This is a genomic window from Serratia nevei (genome assembly GCF_037948395.1).
Classification (GTDB): Bacteria; Pseudomonadota; Gammaproteobacteria; order Enterobacterales; family Enterobacteriaceae; genus Serratia; species Serratia nevei.
Map to the genome: position 1 here is coordinate 1842440 of NZ_CP149940.1, position 15603 is coordinate 1858042.

18 protein-coding genes and 1 tRNA gene are annotated in these 15603 nt (G+C 55.6%); 7 read left to right on the forward strand and 12 right to left on the reverse strand.

The window, feature by feature from the left end; translation table 11 throughout:
- Positions 1–69 precede the first annotated feature (69 nt).
- Complete coding sequence (gene matP / locus V8N38_RS08645) at positions 70–528, forward strand: macrodomain Ter protein MatP (protein ID WP_019454505.1); 459 nt, start codon at positions 70–72, stop codon at positions 526–528.
- A gap of 101 nt (positions 529–629) precedes the next feature.
- Here matP and ompA read toward each other — a convergent pair whose 3' ends face one another.
- Both ompA and sulA read right to left on the reverse strand, forming a co-directional pair.
- Positions 630–1712, reverse strand: a complete 1083-nt coding sequence (gene ompA, locus V8N38_RS08650; RefSeq protein ID WP_038875614.1) for a porin OmpA — start codon at positions 1710–1712, stop codon at positions 630–632.
- A 357-nt stretch (positions 1713–2069) separates the two neighbouring features.
- A complete protein-coding gene (sulA, locus tag V8N38_RS08655) occupies positions 2070–2576 on the reverse strand; it encodes an SOS-induced cell division inhibitor SulA (protein WP_047727899.1) in 507 nt (168 codons plus the stop codon).
- Positions 2577–2805: 229 nt separating this feature from the next.
- On the opposite strand from sulA, the gene V8N38_RS08660 reads away from it, so the two are divergent.
- Complete coding sequence (locus V8N38_RS08660; protein ID WP_060419667.1) at positions 2806–3462, forward strand: TfoX/Sxy family DNA transformation protein; 657 nt, start codon at positions 2806–2808, stop codon at positions 3460–3462.
- 4 nt (positions 3463–3466) lie between these two features.
- Here the strand turns inward: V8N38_RS08660 and yccS are convergent, their stop codons facing one another.
- Both yccS and V8N38_RS08670 read right to left on the reverse strand, forming a co-directional pair.
- Entirely contained in the window at positions 3467–5602 is a 2136-nt protein-coding gene (gene yccS / locus V8N38_RS08665) for a YccS family putative transporter (protein ID WP_087762286.1), read from the reverse strand.
- Positions 5603–5628: 26 nt separating this feature from the next.
- Positions 5629–6081 (reverse strand): YccF domain-containing protein, encoded by a 453-nt coding sequence (locus V8N38_RS08670; RefSeq protein WP_004928120.1) that lies wholly within the window; start codon positions 6079–6081, stop codon positions 5629–5631.
- Positions 6082–6247: 166 nt separating this feature from the next.
- On the opposite strand from V8N38_RS08670, the gene helD reads away from it, so the two are divergent.
- The gene (helD, locus tag V8N38_RS08675) at positions 6248–8302 is read left to right on the forward strand and encodes a DNA helicase IV (protein ID WP_060440262.1); all 2055 of its coding nucleotides are present in this window, start codon (positions 6248–6250) and stop codon (positions 8300–8302) included.
- 33 nt (positions 8303–8335) lie between these two features.
- Here helD and V8N38_RS08680 read toward each other — a convergent pair whose 3' ends face one another.
- Positions 8336–8794 (reverse strand): methylglyoxal synthase, encoded by a 459-nt coding sequence (locus tag V8N38_RS08680; protein ID WP_060440261.1) that lies wholly within the window; start codon positions 8792–8794, stop codon positions 8336–8338.
- A gap of 122 nt (positions 8795–8916) precedes the next feature.
- Positions 8917–9582 (reverse strand): DUF2057 family protein, encoded by a 666-nt coding sequence (locus V8N38_RS08685; RefSeq protein ID WP_060419659.1) that lies wholly within the window; start codon positions 9580–9582, stop codon positions 8917–8919.
- Between the two features lie 256 nt (positions 9583–9838).
- Between V8N38_RS08685 and V8N38_RS08690 the strand changes: the two genes are divergently transcribed.
- On the forward strand, positions 9839–10252 hold the full coding sequence (locus V8N38_RS08690) for a CoA-binding protein (RefSeq protein ID WP_060419657.1): 414 nt from the start codon (positions 9839–9841) through the stop codon (positions 10250–10252).
- Between the two features lie 57 nt (positions 10253–10309).
- On the opposite strand, the gene hspQ is transcribed toward V8N38_RS08690, so the two are convergent.
- Both hspQ and rlmI read right to left on the reverse strand, forming a co-directional pair.
- A complete protein-coding gene (hspQ, locus tag V8N38_RS08695; RefSeq protein WP_033637900.1) occupies positions 10310–10627 on the reverse strand; it encodes a heat shock protein HspQ in 318 nt (105 codons plus the stop codon).
- A 60-nt stretch (positions 10628–10687) separates the two neighbouring features.
- Positions 10688–11878: a 23S rRNA (cytosine(1962)-C(5))-methyltransferase RlmI gene (gene rlmI, locus V8N38_RS08700; RefSeq protein WP_087762288.1), complete on the reverse strand. Its 1191-nt coding sequence runs from the start codon at positions 11876–11878 to the stop codon at positions 10688–10690.
- 92 nt (positions 11879–11970) lie between these two features.
- Between rlmI and yccX the strand changes: the two genes are divergently transcribed.
- Positions 11971–12249, forward strand: coding sequence for an acylphosphatase (gene yccX / locus V8N38_RS08705; RefSeq protein ID WP_060419652.1), 279 nt, complete (start codon positions 11971–11973; stop codon positions 12247–12249).
- A gap of 34 nt (positions 12250–12283) precedes the next feature.
- Here the strand turns inward: yccX and tusE are convergent, their stop codons facing one another.
- Positions 12284–12613, reverse strand: a complete 330-nt coding sequence (tusE, locus tag V8N38_RS08710; RefSeq protein ID WP_100396514.1) for a sulfurtransferase TusE — start codon at positions 12611–12613, stop codon at positions 12284–12286.
- 111 nt (positions 12614–12724) lie between these two features.
- Complete coding sequence (gene yccA, locus V8N38_RS08715; protein WP_004928091.1) at positions 12725–13384, reverse strand: FtsH protease modulator YccA; 660 nt, start codon at positions 13382–13384, stop codon at positions 12725–12727.
- 226 nt (positions 13385–13610) lie between these two features.
- Between yccA and V8N38_RS08720 the strand changes: the two genes are divergently transcribed.
- Both V8N38_RS08720 and V8N38_RS08725 read left to right on the forward strand, forming a co-directional pair.
- Positions 13611–13698 (forward strand) — tRNA-Ser (locus V8N38_RS08720).
- A gap of 227 nt (positions 13699–13925) precedes the next feature.
- On the forward strand, positions 13926–14141 hold the full coding sequence (locus V8N38_RS08725) for a hypothetical protein (RefSeq protein ID WP_038875263.1): 216 nt from the start codon (positions 13926–13928) through the stop codon (positions 14139–14141).
- A gap of 87 nt (positions 14142–14228) precedes the next feature.
- On the opposite strand, the gene V8N38_RS08730 is transcribed toward V8N38_RS08725, so the two are convergent.
- Together V8N38_RS08730 and V8N38_RS08735 are read right to left on the reverse strand one after the other, a co-directional pair.
- Positions 14229–14711, reverse strand: coding sequence for a hypothetical protein (locus V8N38_RS08730; protein ID WP_147839488.1), 483 nt, complete (start codon positions 14709–14711; stop codon positions 14229–14231).
- Positions 14712–15509, reverse strand: coding sequence for a winged helix-turn-helix domain-containing protein (locus V8N38_RS08735; RefSeq protein ID WP_147839487.1), 798 nt, complete (start codon positions 15507–15509; stop codon positions 14712–14714).
- Positions 15510–15603 lie beyond the last annotated feature (94 nt).

Consider the following 15603-nt stretch of genomic DNA (forward strand, 5'->3'; position numbering starts at 1 on the left):
ATTGCCGGGGAAATTCGGCGCAAAGCTGTTATGCTTATTTGAAGTTACGCGGTCACTGAAGAGCTCAAGATGAAATATCAGCAACTGGAAAATCTGGAGAGCGGTTGGAAATGGAAGTACCTGGTGAAGAAGCACCGGGAAGGGGAACTTATTACCCGCTACATTGAAAACAGCGCTGCTCAGGAGGCGGTTAACGAGCTGCTGAAGCTGGAAAATGAGCCGGTAAAGGTACTTGCATGGATTGCCGCTCATATGAATCCGGAGCTGGATAACCGGATGAAGCAAACGATCCGCGCCCGCCGCAAACGTCATTTTAACGCAGAACACCAGCATACGCGTAAAAAATCTATCGATCTGGAGTTTTTGGTTTGGCAACGCTTGGCAGCCCTGGCGCGCCGTCGTGGCGTCACGCTGTCGGAAACGGTTGTGCAGCTTATCGAAGATGCTGAGCGCAAAGAGAAGTATGCGAATCAGATGTCGTCGTTGAAAGAAGATTTGAAGGCGATTCTCGGTAAAGAACCTAAGTAAACGGGGCAGAGCGCCTTAGTTACACTGGGTCTTGAATGTTCTGATAACAACAGGACGAAAAAAAACCCCGCAATGCGGGGTTTTTTATTAGGCGAGTAAACTTAGCCCTGAGGCTGAGTTACAACGTCTTTGATACCTTTAACTTCGATCTCTACGCGACGATCTGGTGCCAGGCAGTCGATCTGAGCTTTGGTAGCGCGGCCAGCTTTGTAGCCACAGGTGTTGCCAGTAACTGGATCAGCTTTGCCCATGCCACGTGCAGAAATTTTGTCTGACGGGATGCCTTTGGAGACCAGGTAGTCAACAACGCTTTGTGCGCGTTTTTCAGACAGTTTCTGGTTGTACTGAGCAGAACCAACGGCGTCGGTGTAACCCAGAACAACTACGGAACCGTCTTTAGGATCCATGGAGCTCAGCTGGGAGTACAGCTGATCCAGAGCCTGCTGACCTTGTGGCTTCAGAGTTGCTTTGTTGAAGTTGAACAGCACGTCAGACTTCAGAGTGAAACGCTTGGTTTCAACAACTGGAGCCGGAGCTGGGGCTGGAGCAACTGGAGCAACTACGTCATCCTGACCGAAGCGGTAAGAAACGCCCAGGCTCAGCATGGTGTTGTCTGGACGTGCGCCAACGGTACCTGCGTCACCGATGTTGCTTACGAACTGGTAGTCCAGGCGGGTAGCCCAGTTTTTGGTCAGTGCGTATTCAACACCAACAGCAGCCAGCGGAGAAACGCCGGTGTCGTGGTCGCTCAGGCGCTGACCAGTGCGGCCGTAGTTAGCTTTGGAGTCTGCACGCCATACCATACCACCCAGACGAGTGTAGATATCCAGATCGTCAGCAATTGGGTAGCTCAGTTTAGCAGCCAGTTGAACGCCCTGCGCTTTGAAAGCACCGTTGTTCACGCTGCCTTTGTAAGGCATACGGCCGAGCCAGTCATAGCCCAGTTCGAAGCCCAGGTATTGGTTTGCCTGGTAGCCCAGGAACGCGCCGGCACCCAGCTGATCTTTGTGGGTTGGGCCGTTGCCGATACCGTTCTGGTAACCGTTACCGTAGAAACCAGTGTCGTGGTACTGGGACCAGCCCAGTTTAGCACCGGTGTACCAGGTGTTATCTTTTGGAGCGGCTTGCGCTACGGTAGCGAAACCTGCCAGTGCCACTGCTAATGCGATAGCTGTCTTTTTCATTTTGCGCCTCGTTATCATCCAAATAGGCAATGAGCTTTAAAGCTGTTTTAAGCCCTTGGTTAAATTCCTTCGCCAAGGTTTAAGCCCTCGTTTGTTACTCGCCAGTTTTTCTGACGTTATAGAGCAACCTTGGCGATGTAAAGTCTACAACGTGGCGCGAAAGTTACAAGTGTGATGTGATAAGGCTCTAAAAAAAAACGCGGAATCGTACATATTTGCTAACATTCTTAGCCTAAAAAAACGGCGATTCATCGGGCGTTTTTGCTTGGCAAACCGCAGCCGGACTAGCTTTGTGCCTTATCCCGCAAAGGTTCCCTCTACGGGGTGCGAAAATGATGGGAAAAATCCTAAATTTACTTAATGATACAAAGAAGAGTGAATTTTTAGGGTGGAACAGTGTCCGTGAGTCGGGTCAATGTCACGTTGAGGACGCATGATAAACCCGTAGGCATTACCCAATTCTGCCGCACGTCTTAATTTTAGACGATCCTCCTCCGTTAGCTCGGGCAACCAGCCGAGAACCACGCTGTAGTTCCCCGTTTGCAGCGCTTTTTCCATTGCCTCAACCGTATTCACCGGGCTGATTTGGCTCAACTGCACCATTTTATCCACCGGCAGGCCGGATTGCTGCAGCCATTGCTTGCTTAACTTTTGCTGCGGCGTCAGCCACAGAAGCCAGCGAGACTGCTTGCCCAGTTGCTGGAGCAGGGGCAACAGCAGTTGAGCCACTGCGGGCTGGCGCTCGTTGTAAACAAGTTCACTGATCAAGCCATTCTCTTTGCCGACATTTGTGTTCTTCGCAACGCTGTTCGCGGTAAAAGAGCCATGGCTAAAATGAGGTTGGTAGAGTGATTGAGTACGCATAAAGTTCCCGCCCGTCGTGTTACTGTATGTTTATACAGTATCCCTGATTTCGGATAAGATCAACCCAAATTTTCGTAGCGGCTCGCATAATTGCGATCATTTTTTGTACCGGTGTTTTTTGTGATTGGCATGCAGACGGATAGTGCGTATTTTTCTAATTAGTTGTTCACGTTACTTTTTTCATTGATGAGAGAAATAATACGACCGGAACCTAAAAAGGAGGAATGCTATGAAAAGGATGTCGACGAGAAGAATCACGCAGGCTAAAAGTTGCTTCGCGGCGCTGGGCACCATCACCACGCGGTCACAGTTTGGCGGCTATGGGCTGTTGGCTGAGGGGGTGATGTTTGCAGTGATAGCGGAAGGCGAGCTGTATTTGCGGGCTACGGCGAGCATGGAACCGGCCTTTCGCGCTCGGGGCATGGTCAATATGGTCTATTCCAAGCGCGGAGTGCCCATCACTTTGCGCTATTACTGGGTTGACGAGTCCCTGTGGCGGGAACGTAACGAATTGGTGGGGCTGGCTTGGCAAGCTGTCAGGGAGGCCCGTCGGGAACAGCGGCTCAAGGCCGGCGACCACGGCAGATTGAAGGCGCTGCCGAATATAGATGTCAATATGGAGCGGCTGTTGTGGCGAGCGGGTATCCGCAACGCCTATGACCTGCGGTTGCAGGGCGCGAAACGCAGCTATCTTAGCCTGCTGCAACAACAGACCAATCTGGGATTGCGAGTCCTGTTGTCGCTGGGCGGGGCGATAGCCGGTTATCATCAGGCGGCATTACCGGCTGAATTGCATAACGAATTGGTGCGCTGGTTCGATCATATGATGGCGATGCGCCGCCATGGACATGAGCCGGTGATTCAGGGCCCGTCGAGCGGGCCCTGAATGATTAGGCTGTCTTATTGATTTGGGTGTGCAGCGCGGTGAGTTCCGGCAGAAGTTCGAGCACCAGCCCCACCTGCTGCAAAACCAGCTGTTCTTTGCTTTCAGGTTCCGGAACGGCTTGGCGAATACGCTCCGCCAGCTGTTCCAGCGCCTGAGCAATGCGCTGGCTGTTCTGTTCTTCCTGATGCAGGGCGCCGTCCACGTAACACACGGCATCATTGAGCAGGTCGAGCGTGGCAGGGGTATTCAGCCGCTCGCGGTGCGCACCCAACGCCGAGATATAACTCAGGAGTGTGTGGTTCAGGCAGAGCAGGCGGAAGGCGGCTTCCTGCAGCGCCTTGTCGGCCTTGGGATCGGCGGACATGTTGGAGATGACCGAAGCCAGCTCGGCATCGCTGTTGTGGGCATCTCGCCGCGCAATGCGGTAGGCGAGGCCGTTATCCTTACCCTGGTGGTATTGCACCAGAATGGCGTCCAGATAACGGCAGTTGGCATTCAGCGTTTTATCCACCACCGCCGGCAGTTGGCGGAACTTCCAGTCCGGCCAAATAAAGCTGACTGCCGCCCAGGCGATGGCGCAGCCCAGCAAGGTATCGTAAACGCGCGGAGCTGCCACTTCGAATCCTTCACCCAACAGGTTAAAGCACAACAGCACCAGCAGCGTAATGAACATCGTCGCGTGCGCATATTGTACGGTGCGGAAAGCGAAGAACAGAACGCCGGTGATGACGATCAACACCAGCTGTCCTTCCAGTGAAGGCACGAAATAGAGGATTGGCAGGCCGATAAGAATACCGGCCAGGGTGCCGATGATGCGCAATGCCAGGCGTCGGCGGGTGGCATTGTAGTTCGGTTGGCAGACGAACAGGCTGGTCAACAGGATCCAGTAACCGTGCTGCATACCGGTGAATTGAATGAAGGCGTAACCCACGCACAGCACCACCGACATGCGGATCGCGTGGCGAAACAGGGCCGACTGGGGCGTCAAATGGCGGCTGATGCGCAGCCGGATATCGCTCCAGCCGGTTAAGCGGTCATCGGCCAGGCTGTTCTCTTCCGCTTGCCCGCTGGCCAGCGTCTGCTCTGATTCGATATTGGCCAGCTGCGCATCGATCGCATGCAGGTTTTTCAACAGATGCGCCAGCGCCTTGGTCTGCTCGGTATTGCCCTGGGTTTCGGCGATGCGCGCCAATGCCTCCTGAATGCGGCTGAAAGCCGGTTCAAAGCGCGGGTTGTGCTGGTACTTTTGCCGCAGCAGGATCGATTGCGCCAATTGGCGGCAGGCGCGCGCCTGCATGCTCAGCAAACGCTGGAAGCGGAACAAAATGTCGCTGTGGCGGAATTGCCGGCTGAGTGCGTGGTACTGAACGTGGGAAGAGCTGGCGCGTTCGTGGATATCCTGCGCGACAAAATAGTAGTGCAAGGTGCGGCGGGTGCCACGCTGGCCGCGATCGCCTTTCAGGCGCGTCAGCAGCGAGGCTTTGGTTTGGTTAAGCAACGCGACCAGGGCGCTGTTGGCCATCGCGACATCCATCCAGGGCAGATCGGCGTCGCGCTCGGCATCGGGATCGAACAGATTGGCTTTGGCATCTAGATAGTTGGCCAACTGATCGTAGCAGCGTGCCAGGTTCTCTTGCAGCGGCCGGATAGGGAACAGCAGGTGGCCCGCCAGCGTCAGCAGGTTGTACCACAGTGCGCCGATCACCAACAGCAGCGGCTGCTGATACCAGGCATCGTACATGGCGGTGCCGAGCATGGTATAAACCGCGATCAGCAGCGCGCCGAAGGCGATGGTGGCGTAACGTTGCCCCAAGGCACCGAGCAGGATAAAACCGCAGGTCGACGTGGTTAAGCCAAGGGCGAACAACCAGGGGTAGGGGAACAGCAGCTCGATTGAAGCAGAGGCGACAAAGAAGCACACCAGCGTGATCAGCAGGTTGCGTAACCTGCCGGCCAGGCGGTCATCCAAATCAGTCAGGGCCGCCGCCACGACGCCCAGCGTTAGCGGGATGGTCAGCTTGGGAATGCCCAACCACCAGGGAACGGCGGTGGTGCCGATCAGCGCAATAAGGATGCGCAGGTGATACAGCAGGTTGCTGTTGTAGGTATAACGACGAACTGCGGGTGCAAAAGAGAGCACGAAAAACTCCTCAAACGGAGAAAAAATTAACGCTGATGATAGTGGCGGCGAGCATTCTCAATACGCGCTTGCTGGGCCATTTCTACCGAGACGACGCGGCGCCCCACCGGCCACAGCGCGATGGCGGCAATTTTGAAATTGGCGATGCCGACCGGAATGCCGATGATCGAAACGCACTGCACGATGCCGGCGGCGATGTGTGACAGGCATAGCCACCAGCCGAACAGCACCAACCAGATAATGTTGAGCAGCGAACCGCCGGCGGAGAGCAGCGCATTGCTTTTTTCCGGGTAGAGTTCATCGACGTGAATTGCCTCATTGCCGAAAGGCACCAGCGACAGCTTGGTGATTTCCCAGCAGGAGCGGGTGAGCGGCAGCGTGATGACCAGCAGCACGCTGAACACCGTGGCGATGAGCCAACCCAGCGTGGTGAAGAAACCGCCCAACACAAAATTAAGAATATTCAGTACAGTACGCATAGACGTCATTCTGCTCTAATGATGGCCAAACCGCGATGCGGGCGTATTCACGATAAAAACGCAAAATCTATTCTACCCTTTTTTTAGCGCTAGAGTGCCACTGCTTATCACAGGTAAACTGGCAGATATCCGTTATTTAATCTCAACATAGTCATGGCGCGACGATATGGAACTTAAAGCGACATCGCTGGGGAAACACCTGGCTCAGCACCCTTATAACCGCGTGCGGTTGCTGCACGCCGGCGTTGAGGTGAGCGGGGAAAAACATGAATATCTGATCCCCTTCAATCAATTGATTCAGGTCAGGTGCAAGCGCGGCATCGTCTGGGGCGAGCTGGAATTTGAATTGCCGGACGAAAAAGTGGTGCGGCTGCACGGCACCGAATGGCAGGAAACGCAGCGTTTTCATCATTATCTGCAGCAGGCCTGGCAGCAGTGGAGCGCAGAAATGAGCGAGGTCAGCGCCGGCGTGTTGCAACAGCAGGTGGCGCAGATCCAGCGCATCGAGCAGCAAGACAAATGGTTTAAAAAGTCTGAGCTGGGCAAGCTGCAGCAGCAAATCCACGAGGCTTTCTCCGCGTTGCCGATGCCGGTGGCGCGTCTGGATGAGTTTGATAACTGCCGGGCTGATTATCATCTGTGTCTGCAATGGCTGCAGCAGGGGCTGCGCAGCGTCGAACAACGCAACCGGCAGTGGACCGAGCGCATGCTGGAGCAACATCACGACTTCTTCCAGACCGTCGAGAGTTCACCGCTCAATGACTCTCAGAGCCGTGCGGTGGTCAACGGCGAGGATTCCGTTCTGGTATTGGCGGGGGCCGGCAGCGGCAAAACGTCGGTGCTGGTGGCGCGCGCCGGCTGGCTGCTGCGCCGTCAGGAGGCGGAGCCGGGCCAAATTTTGCTGTTGGCGTTCGGCCGTCAGGCAGCGAGTGAGATGAATGATCGCATCAAAGCGCGTTTGGGCGATGTCGGCATTCAGGCCAAGACATTCCATGCATTGGCGCTGCAGATCATTCAACAGGGCAGCCGCAAAGCCCCGGCCATCAGCCGATTGGAAACCGATGCCAAAGCGCGCAAAGCGTTGCTGATTACCCATTGGCGACAACAGTGCGCAGAGAAAAAAGCCCAGGCCAAGGGGTGGCGTCAATGGTTGAGCGACGAACTGGAATGGGAAGTGCCGGAAGGCGACTTTTGGCAGGATCAACGCCTGGCGGATCGGCTGGCGGGCCGCTTGGAACGCTGGCTGGGGCTGATGCGCATGCACGGTGGCAGCCAGGCGGAAATGATTGAGCAGGCGGATGAAGAAATCCGCGATCTGTTTTCAAAACGCATCCGGCTGATGGCACCGCTGCTGAAAGCCTGGAAAAGCGCCTTGAAAGAGGAAGGGGCGGTGGACTTCTCCGGTCTGATCCATCAGGCGGTCAATATTCTCGACAAGGGGCGCTTTGTCAGCCCGTGGAAACATATTCTGGTCGATGAGTTTCAGGATATCTCGCCGCAGCGTGCGCTGTTGCTGGCGGCGCTGCGTCGACAAAACAAACAGACCTGCCTGTTTGCGGTGGGGGATGACTGGCAGGCGATTTATCGCTTCAGCGGCGCAGAGTTGACGTTAACCACGGCGTTCACCACTCACTTCGGTGAAGGGGCGCAGTGCGCGCTGGACACCACTTATCGCTTTAATGAACGTATCGGTGAGGTAGCCAACCGGTTCGTGCAGCAGAACCCGCACCAGTTGAAAAAACCGCTCAACAGCCTGAGCAAGGGCAATAAAAAGTCGGTGGCGATCCTGCCGCACGAGCAGCTGGAGCCCTTGCTGGATAAACTGAGCGGCTATGCCAAGCCGGACGAGCGTATTCTGGTACTGGCGCGCTACCATCATCTGAAACCGGAAGCGCTGGCGAAAGCGGCCACCCGCTGGCCCAAGCTGGATCTGGAGTTTATGACCATCCACGCCAGCAAGGGGCAGCAGGCGGAATACGTCATCATCGCCGGTTTGCATGACGGGCGTGACGGTTTCCCGGCCGTGGCGCGCGAGTCGGTGTTGGAAGAGGTGCTGCTGCCACAGCCGGAGGATTTTCCGGATGCCGAAGAGCGCCGCCTGCTGTATGTCGCATTGACTCGCGCCAAACACCAGGTCTGGCTGTTGCAGGATCGTGAACGCCCTTCGGTGTTCGTCGAACAGCTGCAAGATCTTGGCGTACCGGTGCAGAAAAAACCGTAGGCATCAGGCCTGGCGGTAGCCAGGCCGCGAGGACTATTTCAGGCGCTCTTGCAGATAGCGCTGATAGTCGGGGATGGCGATCTCCACCTCGCTTTTGAACAGCGGAGAGTCGATCAGAAAGTCCGCGGTCGAGCGGTTGGTGGCCACCGGGATATTCCATACGGTCGCCAGCCGCAGAAGCGCCTTCACGTCCGGATCGTGCGGTACCGCGTTCAGCGGATCCCAGAAGAAGATCAGCATGTCTATCTTGCCTTCCGCAATCAATGCGCCAACCTGCTGATCACCCCCCATGGGGCCACTCAGCATGCTGGTGACCGGAATGCCGCTGGCGCGCTGGATCAGGTTACCGGTGGTGCCGGTGGCGTACAGCTGGTGCTGCGCCAAAATGCTCTTGTGGCTCTCTACCCACTCCAACAGGGCCTGTTTGCGGTGATCGTGCGCCACCAGCGCAATGTGTTTGCGCGCGGCGATAGTGCGGGTGGTCAATTCCATCTCGGTGTCCTTCGCTAATCGGGGATGTGCGACAGATTACTGAAACTGTTTTTCACTGCCTAGCGTTTGCGCTTGAAAATGCGAAGAAAAGGCGCCTTTGCGGGGAAAGACGCCGGGAAGGATCAGCGAACCGGTTGTTTATTGGCCCACCGCAGAAAACGCTTCTGTGTTTCCTTGTCGGCTTGCTGGAACCAATATTGCAGCATCTGTTCCGACACGTTTTCCCCTTTCAGCGTGACCGTTGGAGCGTTCAGCGGCGTGCCGGCCAGCGAGGGCGTTGAGGGATTATCGGCGTTCGCCTGAACGAAGGCCGCGACGGAGGCGGAGCGATTCTGGCGGTTGTAATCTGTCATCACCTTTTCCAAATCGGCATTGAAGGTGACGCTGTCGGGATGCAGCACGTCATGCCGGAACGGCAGGGCGTTGCCGTCTTTATCGACCACCAGATAATTCAACGTCTTGTCAAAGCGTTGCGCATCGCGATCGTTCTCGATGCGCGGCAGTTCGATCGCCACCTGGCTGATCTTTTGCGTATTGAAGGAGGCAACCAGCGGCAGGGAAGCATAGGCCTGCGTATGCTGGCCGGCGCGGACGTTTTTGGTCACTTTAAACAGCAGCTGGTGCTGTCCGCCATCCAGTTCAAGACTGTCGGCGCCTTTTAACAACGAACCTGTCATTTTCTTGCCGTCGACCACCAGCAGGTCGATGTCCGGGGAGAGTTTCAGGGTCGTAGCCGCGGCAGGCATGCTGATGCTGAGCAACGCCGCAACCACCAGACCAAATTTCATCATTATCTCCTTATAAAGTGACGTAGCTCTAAGTGTTGAACACGGCACAGGTTGTGTCAAAATTTTTCAATCGGGCGTTATGTTTACATTTTTACATATTTTATCGCGATTAGACACGACCATGAGCAGCTGAACCGCGACAGCCTCTGACCATAAGATTGCGCTGAAGTTTCCCTCGCGTTGCGTTTAGCCGAGCGGGTGCCGATCGGTTACACTCGAAGCGGAGAGTGGCGGTGTGATAAACGGGAGTTGAAAGATGCAAGATCAAGAGATTATCGAGCTGTTGCAGCAGGTGAAAACTATCGCGCTGGTCGGTGCCAGCGATAACCCGTCGCGGCCCAGCTATGGGGTGATGGCATATCTGTTGGCGCAAGGCTACCAGGTGATCCCGGTCAGCCCAAAACTGGCGGGGCAGACGCTGCTGGGGCAGCCGGTTTACGCTACGCTGGCCGCTATACCGCAGCCGGTGGATATGGTTGACGTGTTTCGCAATTCGGAGGCGGCTTACGGCGTGGCGCAAGAGGCGATAGCGATCGGCGCCAAGGCGCTGTGGCTGCAGATTGGCGTGATTAACGATCAGGCGGCGGAGCTGGCGCAACAGGCCGGGCTGCGCGTGGTGATGGATCGCTGTCCGAAAATCGACATTCCGCGTTTGGGGCTGGAGCGCTGAATAAAAAGGGCCTGGCGCGATGCCAGGCCCTCTCGGGTTTCTCAGGTCTTGGCGCGGTCAATTGCGCAAGCGTGGCGCCTGTAGCTGGTGGCGGATGGATTCCGCCAGTTCATCCAGCGATGGTTGCTCGGGGTGTGCCTCCTGGGCTTCGCTATCCAGCTGTGCTTCCGCCAGATAGGTGTGTACCGGTTGGCCTTCCTCGTCTTCCATCACCACGTGGTACCAAGGGGCGGAACGCAGTTCATCGTTCGCCGCTATCTCGTCAGCTTTGGGTTGTTCCAAAGAGTATTCCGGGTCGATATCGATCACGACACCCAAATACCCCAGCAGTTTATGCCTAACCTGTTGTCCGATACCGAATTTGCTGGCAATCATGATGACCTCCTGAGAAACAATGCCTTGCTCATATATGGGGGCAAGGCAGCGCATTTCAAGTTACATCACCCGACAAGCGAATCCTTTCAGGTACAGCCCCTCAGGATACGTGGCGATCACCGGGTGATCGGCAGCCTGCCGGAACTGCTCTATAAATTGTACATCACGTCCGGCATCTACAGCGGCGTCGGCCAAAATTTTCTGGAACAGGTCGGTCGGCATCAGGCCGGAGCAGGAGAAGCTGAGCAGAATGCCGCCCGGATTCAGCAGCTGCAGCGCCAGCATGTTGATGTCTTTGTAGCCGCGGCAGGCGCTAGCCAGCTGGTTTTTGTTCTCGACGAACTTCGGCGGATCCATGATGATCAGATCGAATTTCTCGCCCTGGGTGCGGTAGTTGCGCAGCAGTTGGAACACGTCATCGCGGACGAACTCCGCTTTGCTCAGATCCAGCTTGTTGAGCTCGACGTTCTGCCGGGCGATATCCAGCGCCGCCTGCGAGGTATCCACGCTGATTACCTGCGCGCAGCCGCCCATCAGAGCGGAAACGGCGAAGGCGCCGGTGTAGGAGAAGCAGTTCAGCACCCGACGGCCGGCGGAGTAATTGCGCGCCGCCAGGCGGCTGTCGCGCTGGTCGAGGTAGAAACCGGTCTTGTGCCCCTGCTGAATGTCCACCAGCAGCTTCATGCCGTGTTCGGTGATCGGCAGCAGTTCCGGGGGCAGATCGCCCAGCACCGGGCCCTGTGCCAGCGGCAGGCCTTCTTTTTTGCGCACTGCAACGTCGGAGCGATCGTAGATCGAACATTCCGGGTAGCAATGTTGCAGGGCGGAAAGCAGGGCCGGGCGCTGGTATTCGGCACCGGCGGACAGCAGCTGCAGCACCAGGAAATTCTGGAAACGATCGATAGTGATGCCCGGCAGGCCGTCGGACTCGCCGGCGATCAGGCGGTATCCGTCCAGACCGTCGCGCTGCGCGACCCAATCGCGCCAGCTTTGCGCTTGCTGCAGGCGGCGGATGAAGAAATCGATGTTAATCTCTTCATCTGACTGGAAGGTCCAGACGCGTGCGCGGATCTGCGACTCGGGCGAATAGGCGCCGCGCGCCAGCCATTTTCCCTGGCTGTCGAGAATATCGATGGTTTCACCGGAGTGGGCTTTGCCCTCAACGCGTTGAACGGCGCCGGAGAACACCCAAGGGTGGCGACGGAGTAAGGACTTTTCACGTCCTTTGGCGAGAAACAGGCGTACGGTCATAATTAATAATGCTGCCAGCTAGGAGAAAAAGAGTGACACGGCGGTGCAAAAGCACGGCAATGCCATAACGAAAACTGAATAAGGGGGCGATTATGACACAAGTTTGCATAGCTGCGTATGTGTATGGCGTGGTGCAGGGGGTCGGGTTCCGCTATTCCACACAGCGGCAGGCCGAGGCGCTGGGGGTGACCGGCTATGCGCGCAACCTTGATGACGGCAGCGTTCAGGTGGTGGCCTGCGGCACGCAGGCGCAGGTGGACAAGCTGGTGGCGTGGTTGAAACAGGGCGGCCCGCGCAGCGCGCGCGTCGAACGCGTGCTGGTGGAGCCGCAGGGCGTGGTCGATTACGCCGGGTTTGGCATTCGCTATTGAATGCCGGGCTGCAGCGGCGCTGCGGGCGGAGCGGTCAGATGCATTTTACCGGTTTCGGCAATCCGGCGATCTTGGTGGCTTGTTTAGCCGGCCCTTTCGGGAACAGGCGATACAGATAGCGGCTGTTGCCTTTTTCTTCGCCGTATTTTTGCGCCATGGCCTTGACCAGCATGCGAATCGCCGGGGAGGTGTTAAATTCCTGATAGAAGTTGCGCACGAAGCGCACCACTTCCCAGTGTGCTTCGGTGAGCACGATCTCTTCCTGTGCCGCCAGCAGTGGCGCCAGTCCTTCATGCCAGTCGGCGCTGTTTTTCAGATAGCCCTGCGCGTCAGTGTCGATAACCTGACCTTCAAACTCCAACATACTGCCTCGATAACGGATAATTCGGAACGGCCGCCAGTTTAGCAAATTTTTTCGGCCGCAAAAAACAAAGCCCCGCCGGAGCGGGGCCAGGAAGGCATGCGTAACGTGCGATCAGTTGCTGCGGGCGAAGCCCAGAATGCTCAACAGGCTGATGAACATGTTGTAGAGCGACACGTACAGGCTAACGGTGGCGCGAATGTAGTTGGTCTCGCCGCCGTGAATGATGTTGCTGGTTTCCCACAGGATCGCGCCGGCAGAGAACAGGATGAACAGCGCGCTGATAGCCAGGTGCAGGGCAGGGATCTGCAGGAACAGGTTGGCGATCACCGCCACCAGCAGCACCACAAAACCGGCCATCATCATGCCGGACAGGAACGACATGTCTTTACGGGTGGTCAGCACATACGCCGAGCAGCAGAAGAAGACGGCTGCGGTACCGCCCAGCGCCAGCATGATCAGGTCGCCCGCGCCGGCGTTCAGGAACGAGCTGAGGATTGGGCCAAGGGCGTATCCCATGAAACCGGTCAGCGCGAACGCCGCCAGAATGCCCGCCGGGCTGTTGGCCAGTTTATGGGTCAGGAACATCAGGCCATAGAAACCGACCAGCATCAGCAGCAGACCCGGAGCCGGCAGACCCAGCATCGTGCTGGCGGTTGCGGTCAGGGCTGAGAAGGCCAGGGTCAGGGATAACAGGAAATAGGTGTTGCGCAGGACTTTATGCGTGCTGAGCAGCGAGTCGCGCGAAGAAGATGAGACGACAATGCGGTCCATAATGCTCTCTCTTATCAAGCCATCACAAAATAATCCCGATAATAGGCAGCGCAAGCGCTTGATTAAAGTTTGTTTACCAATCTTTACCCTTAGTTATCATTACGGCAACAGCGGGGGGAGGTGCGCGTTTGTTCGCCGTTTGCTGCGCCTTCGCCGATTTTTCGCGCGGTTGAACGCGCTTGGGCTTTACAAGCGAATGAGGTCTGTTTATAGTGCGCGTCGTTGCGGAGGGGTGGCCGAGTGGCTGAAGGCAACGGTCTTGAAAACCGTCGACGGGAAACCGTTCCAGAGTTCGAATCTCTGCTCCTCCGCCATACATTCTGACCCCGTGCTCTCTGAGCACGGGGTTTTTTGCTTTTGCGTGCCAGAAACTGGGGCGCTTTTGCAGGAAACGCGATCGGCTATTGATAAGGGCCACGCATCGGTGAGATTATGCGGTCATCAAGGTTGGCTGCCCGGATGCCTGCTGCTGCCAGGCGCCGCCGGGGTGATAATCAACGCCACCTTATCAATTTCGCTTAATGCTCTTATGGAGACAGAGATGAACTGGTATCAAGTCGCCCTATGGACCATGATATTTTTGAAGTCCGGCGCTTTCCTGGTGTTCGTGTGGTGGTGGATGTTCAAACGCGCGACCAAACCCTATGTGCGCCCGCAAGACGTCGTGGTGGATGATAAGCCGTATGATGAGAACCTCACCATGGAAGAGGTGATGAAGAATCACGGCATCGTCCGCACGGATATGTCGGTAAAATAGTCCCTCCCCAATCGGTATCTGGGGCGTGTTTGCCATAAACGCGCCCTTTGTACTGTTTCTGCCTCTCCATTACATTCTGTTTTCACGTTAACGGCATAGCGTGACCGGGAAAAGCACGCCATGAACGATGTACGCATCCTGCCGAACTTTACGCATCGAAAAAACGCCGTTCTTAATGCCGAGAGAGATCATGGGGATTTCTTTGGTCAGTTCGTCCGGTGCGTTGTCGTCGGGGGTTTTGCTGATTTCTCGGTGGGTAGTCATGTAAAACCCGTGAGCTAACCTCCTTATCTCTAAGTTTATTTTTCTATCCAGGCTATAGGTTTTTCCTCTTACGGTAATGTCCCCGCGCTGCACGATCATGGCATGGTGTTCGTCATAGATGAATAAACTGCCCGTCACTTTTAATTCCAGGTCATCGCCTGAAGCTAATCGTTTTTTAGTTATCGTATCGGCCTGGCAATTCATATGCACAGGTGCGGCGGGTGTTAAAACGCGAAACAGGACAATGAAGAGGATCACCGCCAAAAATCCGATAATCAGTATTTTGGGATTGTGCAATGCGGCCATTTATTTTCCGTTGAGAATTTTGTAGGTGACACACTGGGTATATTGATCTTGCGCACTGAGATAACACACACCGAGAAAGGTGTTATAAGTCAACGTGTGCTTTACGGAGGAGAAATAGATATCCGCCTTGCTGTTGATGCAATCGACGCCGCTGCTCTCTAACGCTTGGTTAACCATGCTTTTTTCCAGATTGTCATCAATATGCTTGTCCGCATCCAGAGAATACAAGGTGCAGCGGTCTTTTTTTCCTAGCGGAACTAACTTTTCTCTCGGTTGATCGGGCGGTTCAATAGGATAGAAGGCCGCGATGAACAACAGCGGAATACATACGCCGCAGATAGCGGCAATAGCGCTAATCTTTACCTTCTTCTGCGGTGACGTGATATGAGATCCGACAACCGGCTGGGGAGGCGAAAGCGGCTCTGATGTGGAAGAGGGCGGCGTTTCGTTCACGGTTGTCTGCGGTGATGGATAAATATCAATCATGGCGGTAAAGCAAAAGCCGACTTTCGCCAGGGTCTTTATGGGGGAGGTTTCTCTCCCCAGCAGTTTGAATGCTTTCCTTATTTCACTGACGGCCACATTGAGGCTGATCGATGAGCCTGAAAAACCATACTCTTCCCATACCTTTTTTATCAACATCTCACGTTTCAATGGGATATTCGGATGAGTCAGCATTTCAATTAACAGGCGTGAAGCCGGGTTGGATATCCGTATCGATGACTCATCATTGTCAATGAGTTGGAGACGACACGCGTTTGCGTCATAGATAACGCAGAGGTCGATAATATATTTCATGTATTCAGGTTTTTATAATGATATAGGCTTCCAGTTCGCGGCTAGTATTTAGTGAAACTTCGGAGAGGTCAAGGTTCCGGACGGAAAACATAAA

Excerpts from the sequence above, each read along its gene's own strand:
- matP (WP_019454505.1), top strand. The coding sequence starts at position 70 with ATGAAATATCAGCAACTGGAAAATCTGGAGAGCGGTTGGAAATGGAAG.
- ompA (WP_038875614.1), bottom strand. The coding sequence starts at position 1,712 with ATGAAAAAGACAGCTATCGCATTAGCAGTGGCACTGGCAGGTTTCGCT.
- sulA (WP_047727899.1), bottom strand. The coding sequence starts at position 2,576 with ATGCGTACTCAATCACTCTACCAACCTCATTTTAGCCATGGCTCTTTT.
- V8N38_RS08660 (WP_060419667.1), top strand. The coding sequence starts at position 2,806 with ATGAAAAGGATGTCGACGAGAAGAATCACGCAGGCTAAAAGTTGCTTC.
- V8N38_RS08670 (WP_004928120.1), bottom strand. The coding sequence starts at position 6,081 with ATGCGTACTGTACTGAATATTCTTAATTTTGTGTTGGGCGGTTTCTTC.
- helD (WP_060440262.1), top strand. The coding sequence starts at position 6,248 with ATGGAACTTAAAGCGACATCGCTGGGGAAACACCTGGCTCAGCACCCT.
- V8N38_RS08680 (WP_060440261.1), bottom strand. The coding sequence starts at position 8,794 with ATGGAATTGACCACCCGCACTATCGCCGCGCGCAAACACATTGCGCTG.
- V8N38_RS08685 (WP_060419659.1), bottom strand. The coding sequence starts at position 9,582 with ATGAAATTTGGTCTGGTGGTTGCGGCGTTGCTCAGCATCAGCATGCCT.
- V8N38_RS08690 (WP_060419657.1), top strand. The coding sequence starts at position 9,839 with ATGCAAGATCAAGAGATTATCGAGCTGTTGCAGCAGGTGAAAACTATC.
- hspQ (WP_033637900.1), bottom strand. The coding sequence starts at position 10,627 with ATGATTGCCAGCAAATTCGGTATCGGACAACAGGTTAGGCATAAACTG.
- rlmI (WP_087762288.1), bottom strand. The coding sequence starts at position 11,878 with ATGACCGTACGCCTGTTTCTCGCCAAAGGACGTGAAAAGTCCTTACTC.
- yccX (WP_060419652.1), top strand. The coding sequence starts at position 11,971 with ATGACACAAGTTTGCATAGCTGCGTATGTGTATGGCGTGGTGCAGGGG.
- tusE (WP_100396514.1), bottom strand. The coding sequence starts at position 12,613 with ATGTTGGAGTTTGAAGGTCAGGTTATCGACACTGACGCGCAGGGCTAT.
- yccA (WP_004928091.1), bottom strand. The coding sequence starts at position 13,384 with ATGGACCGCATTGTCGTCTCATCTTCTTCGCGCGACTCGCTGCTCAGC.
- V8N38_RS08725 (WP_038875263.1), top strand. The coding sequence starts at position 13,926 with ATGAACTGGTATCAAGTCGCCCTATGGACCATGATATTTTTGAAGTCC.
- V8N38_RS08730 (WP_147839488.1), bottom strand. The coding sequence starts at position 14,711 with ATGGCCGCATTGCACAATCCCAAAATACTGATTATCGGATTTTTGGCG.
- V8N38_RS08735 (WP_147839487.1), bottom strand. The coding sequence starts at position 15,509 with ATGAAATATATTATCGACCTCTGCGTTATCTATGACGCAAACGCGTGT.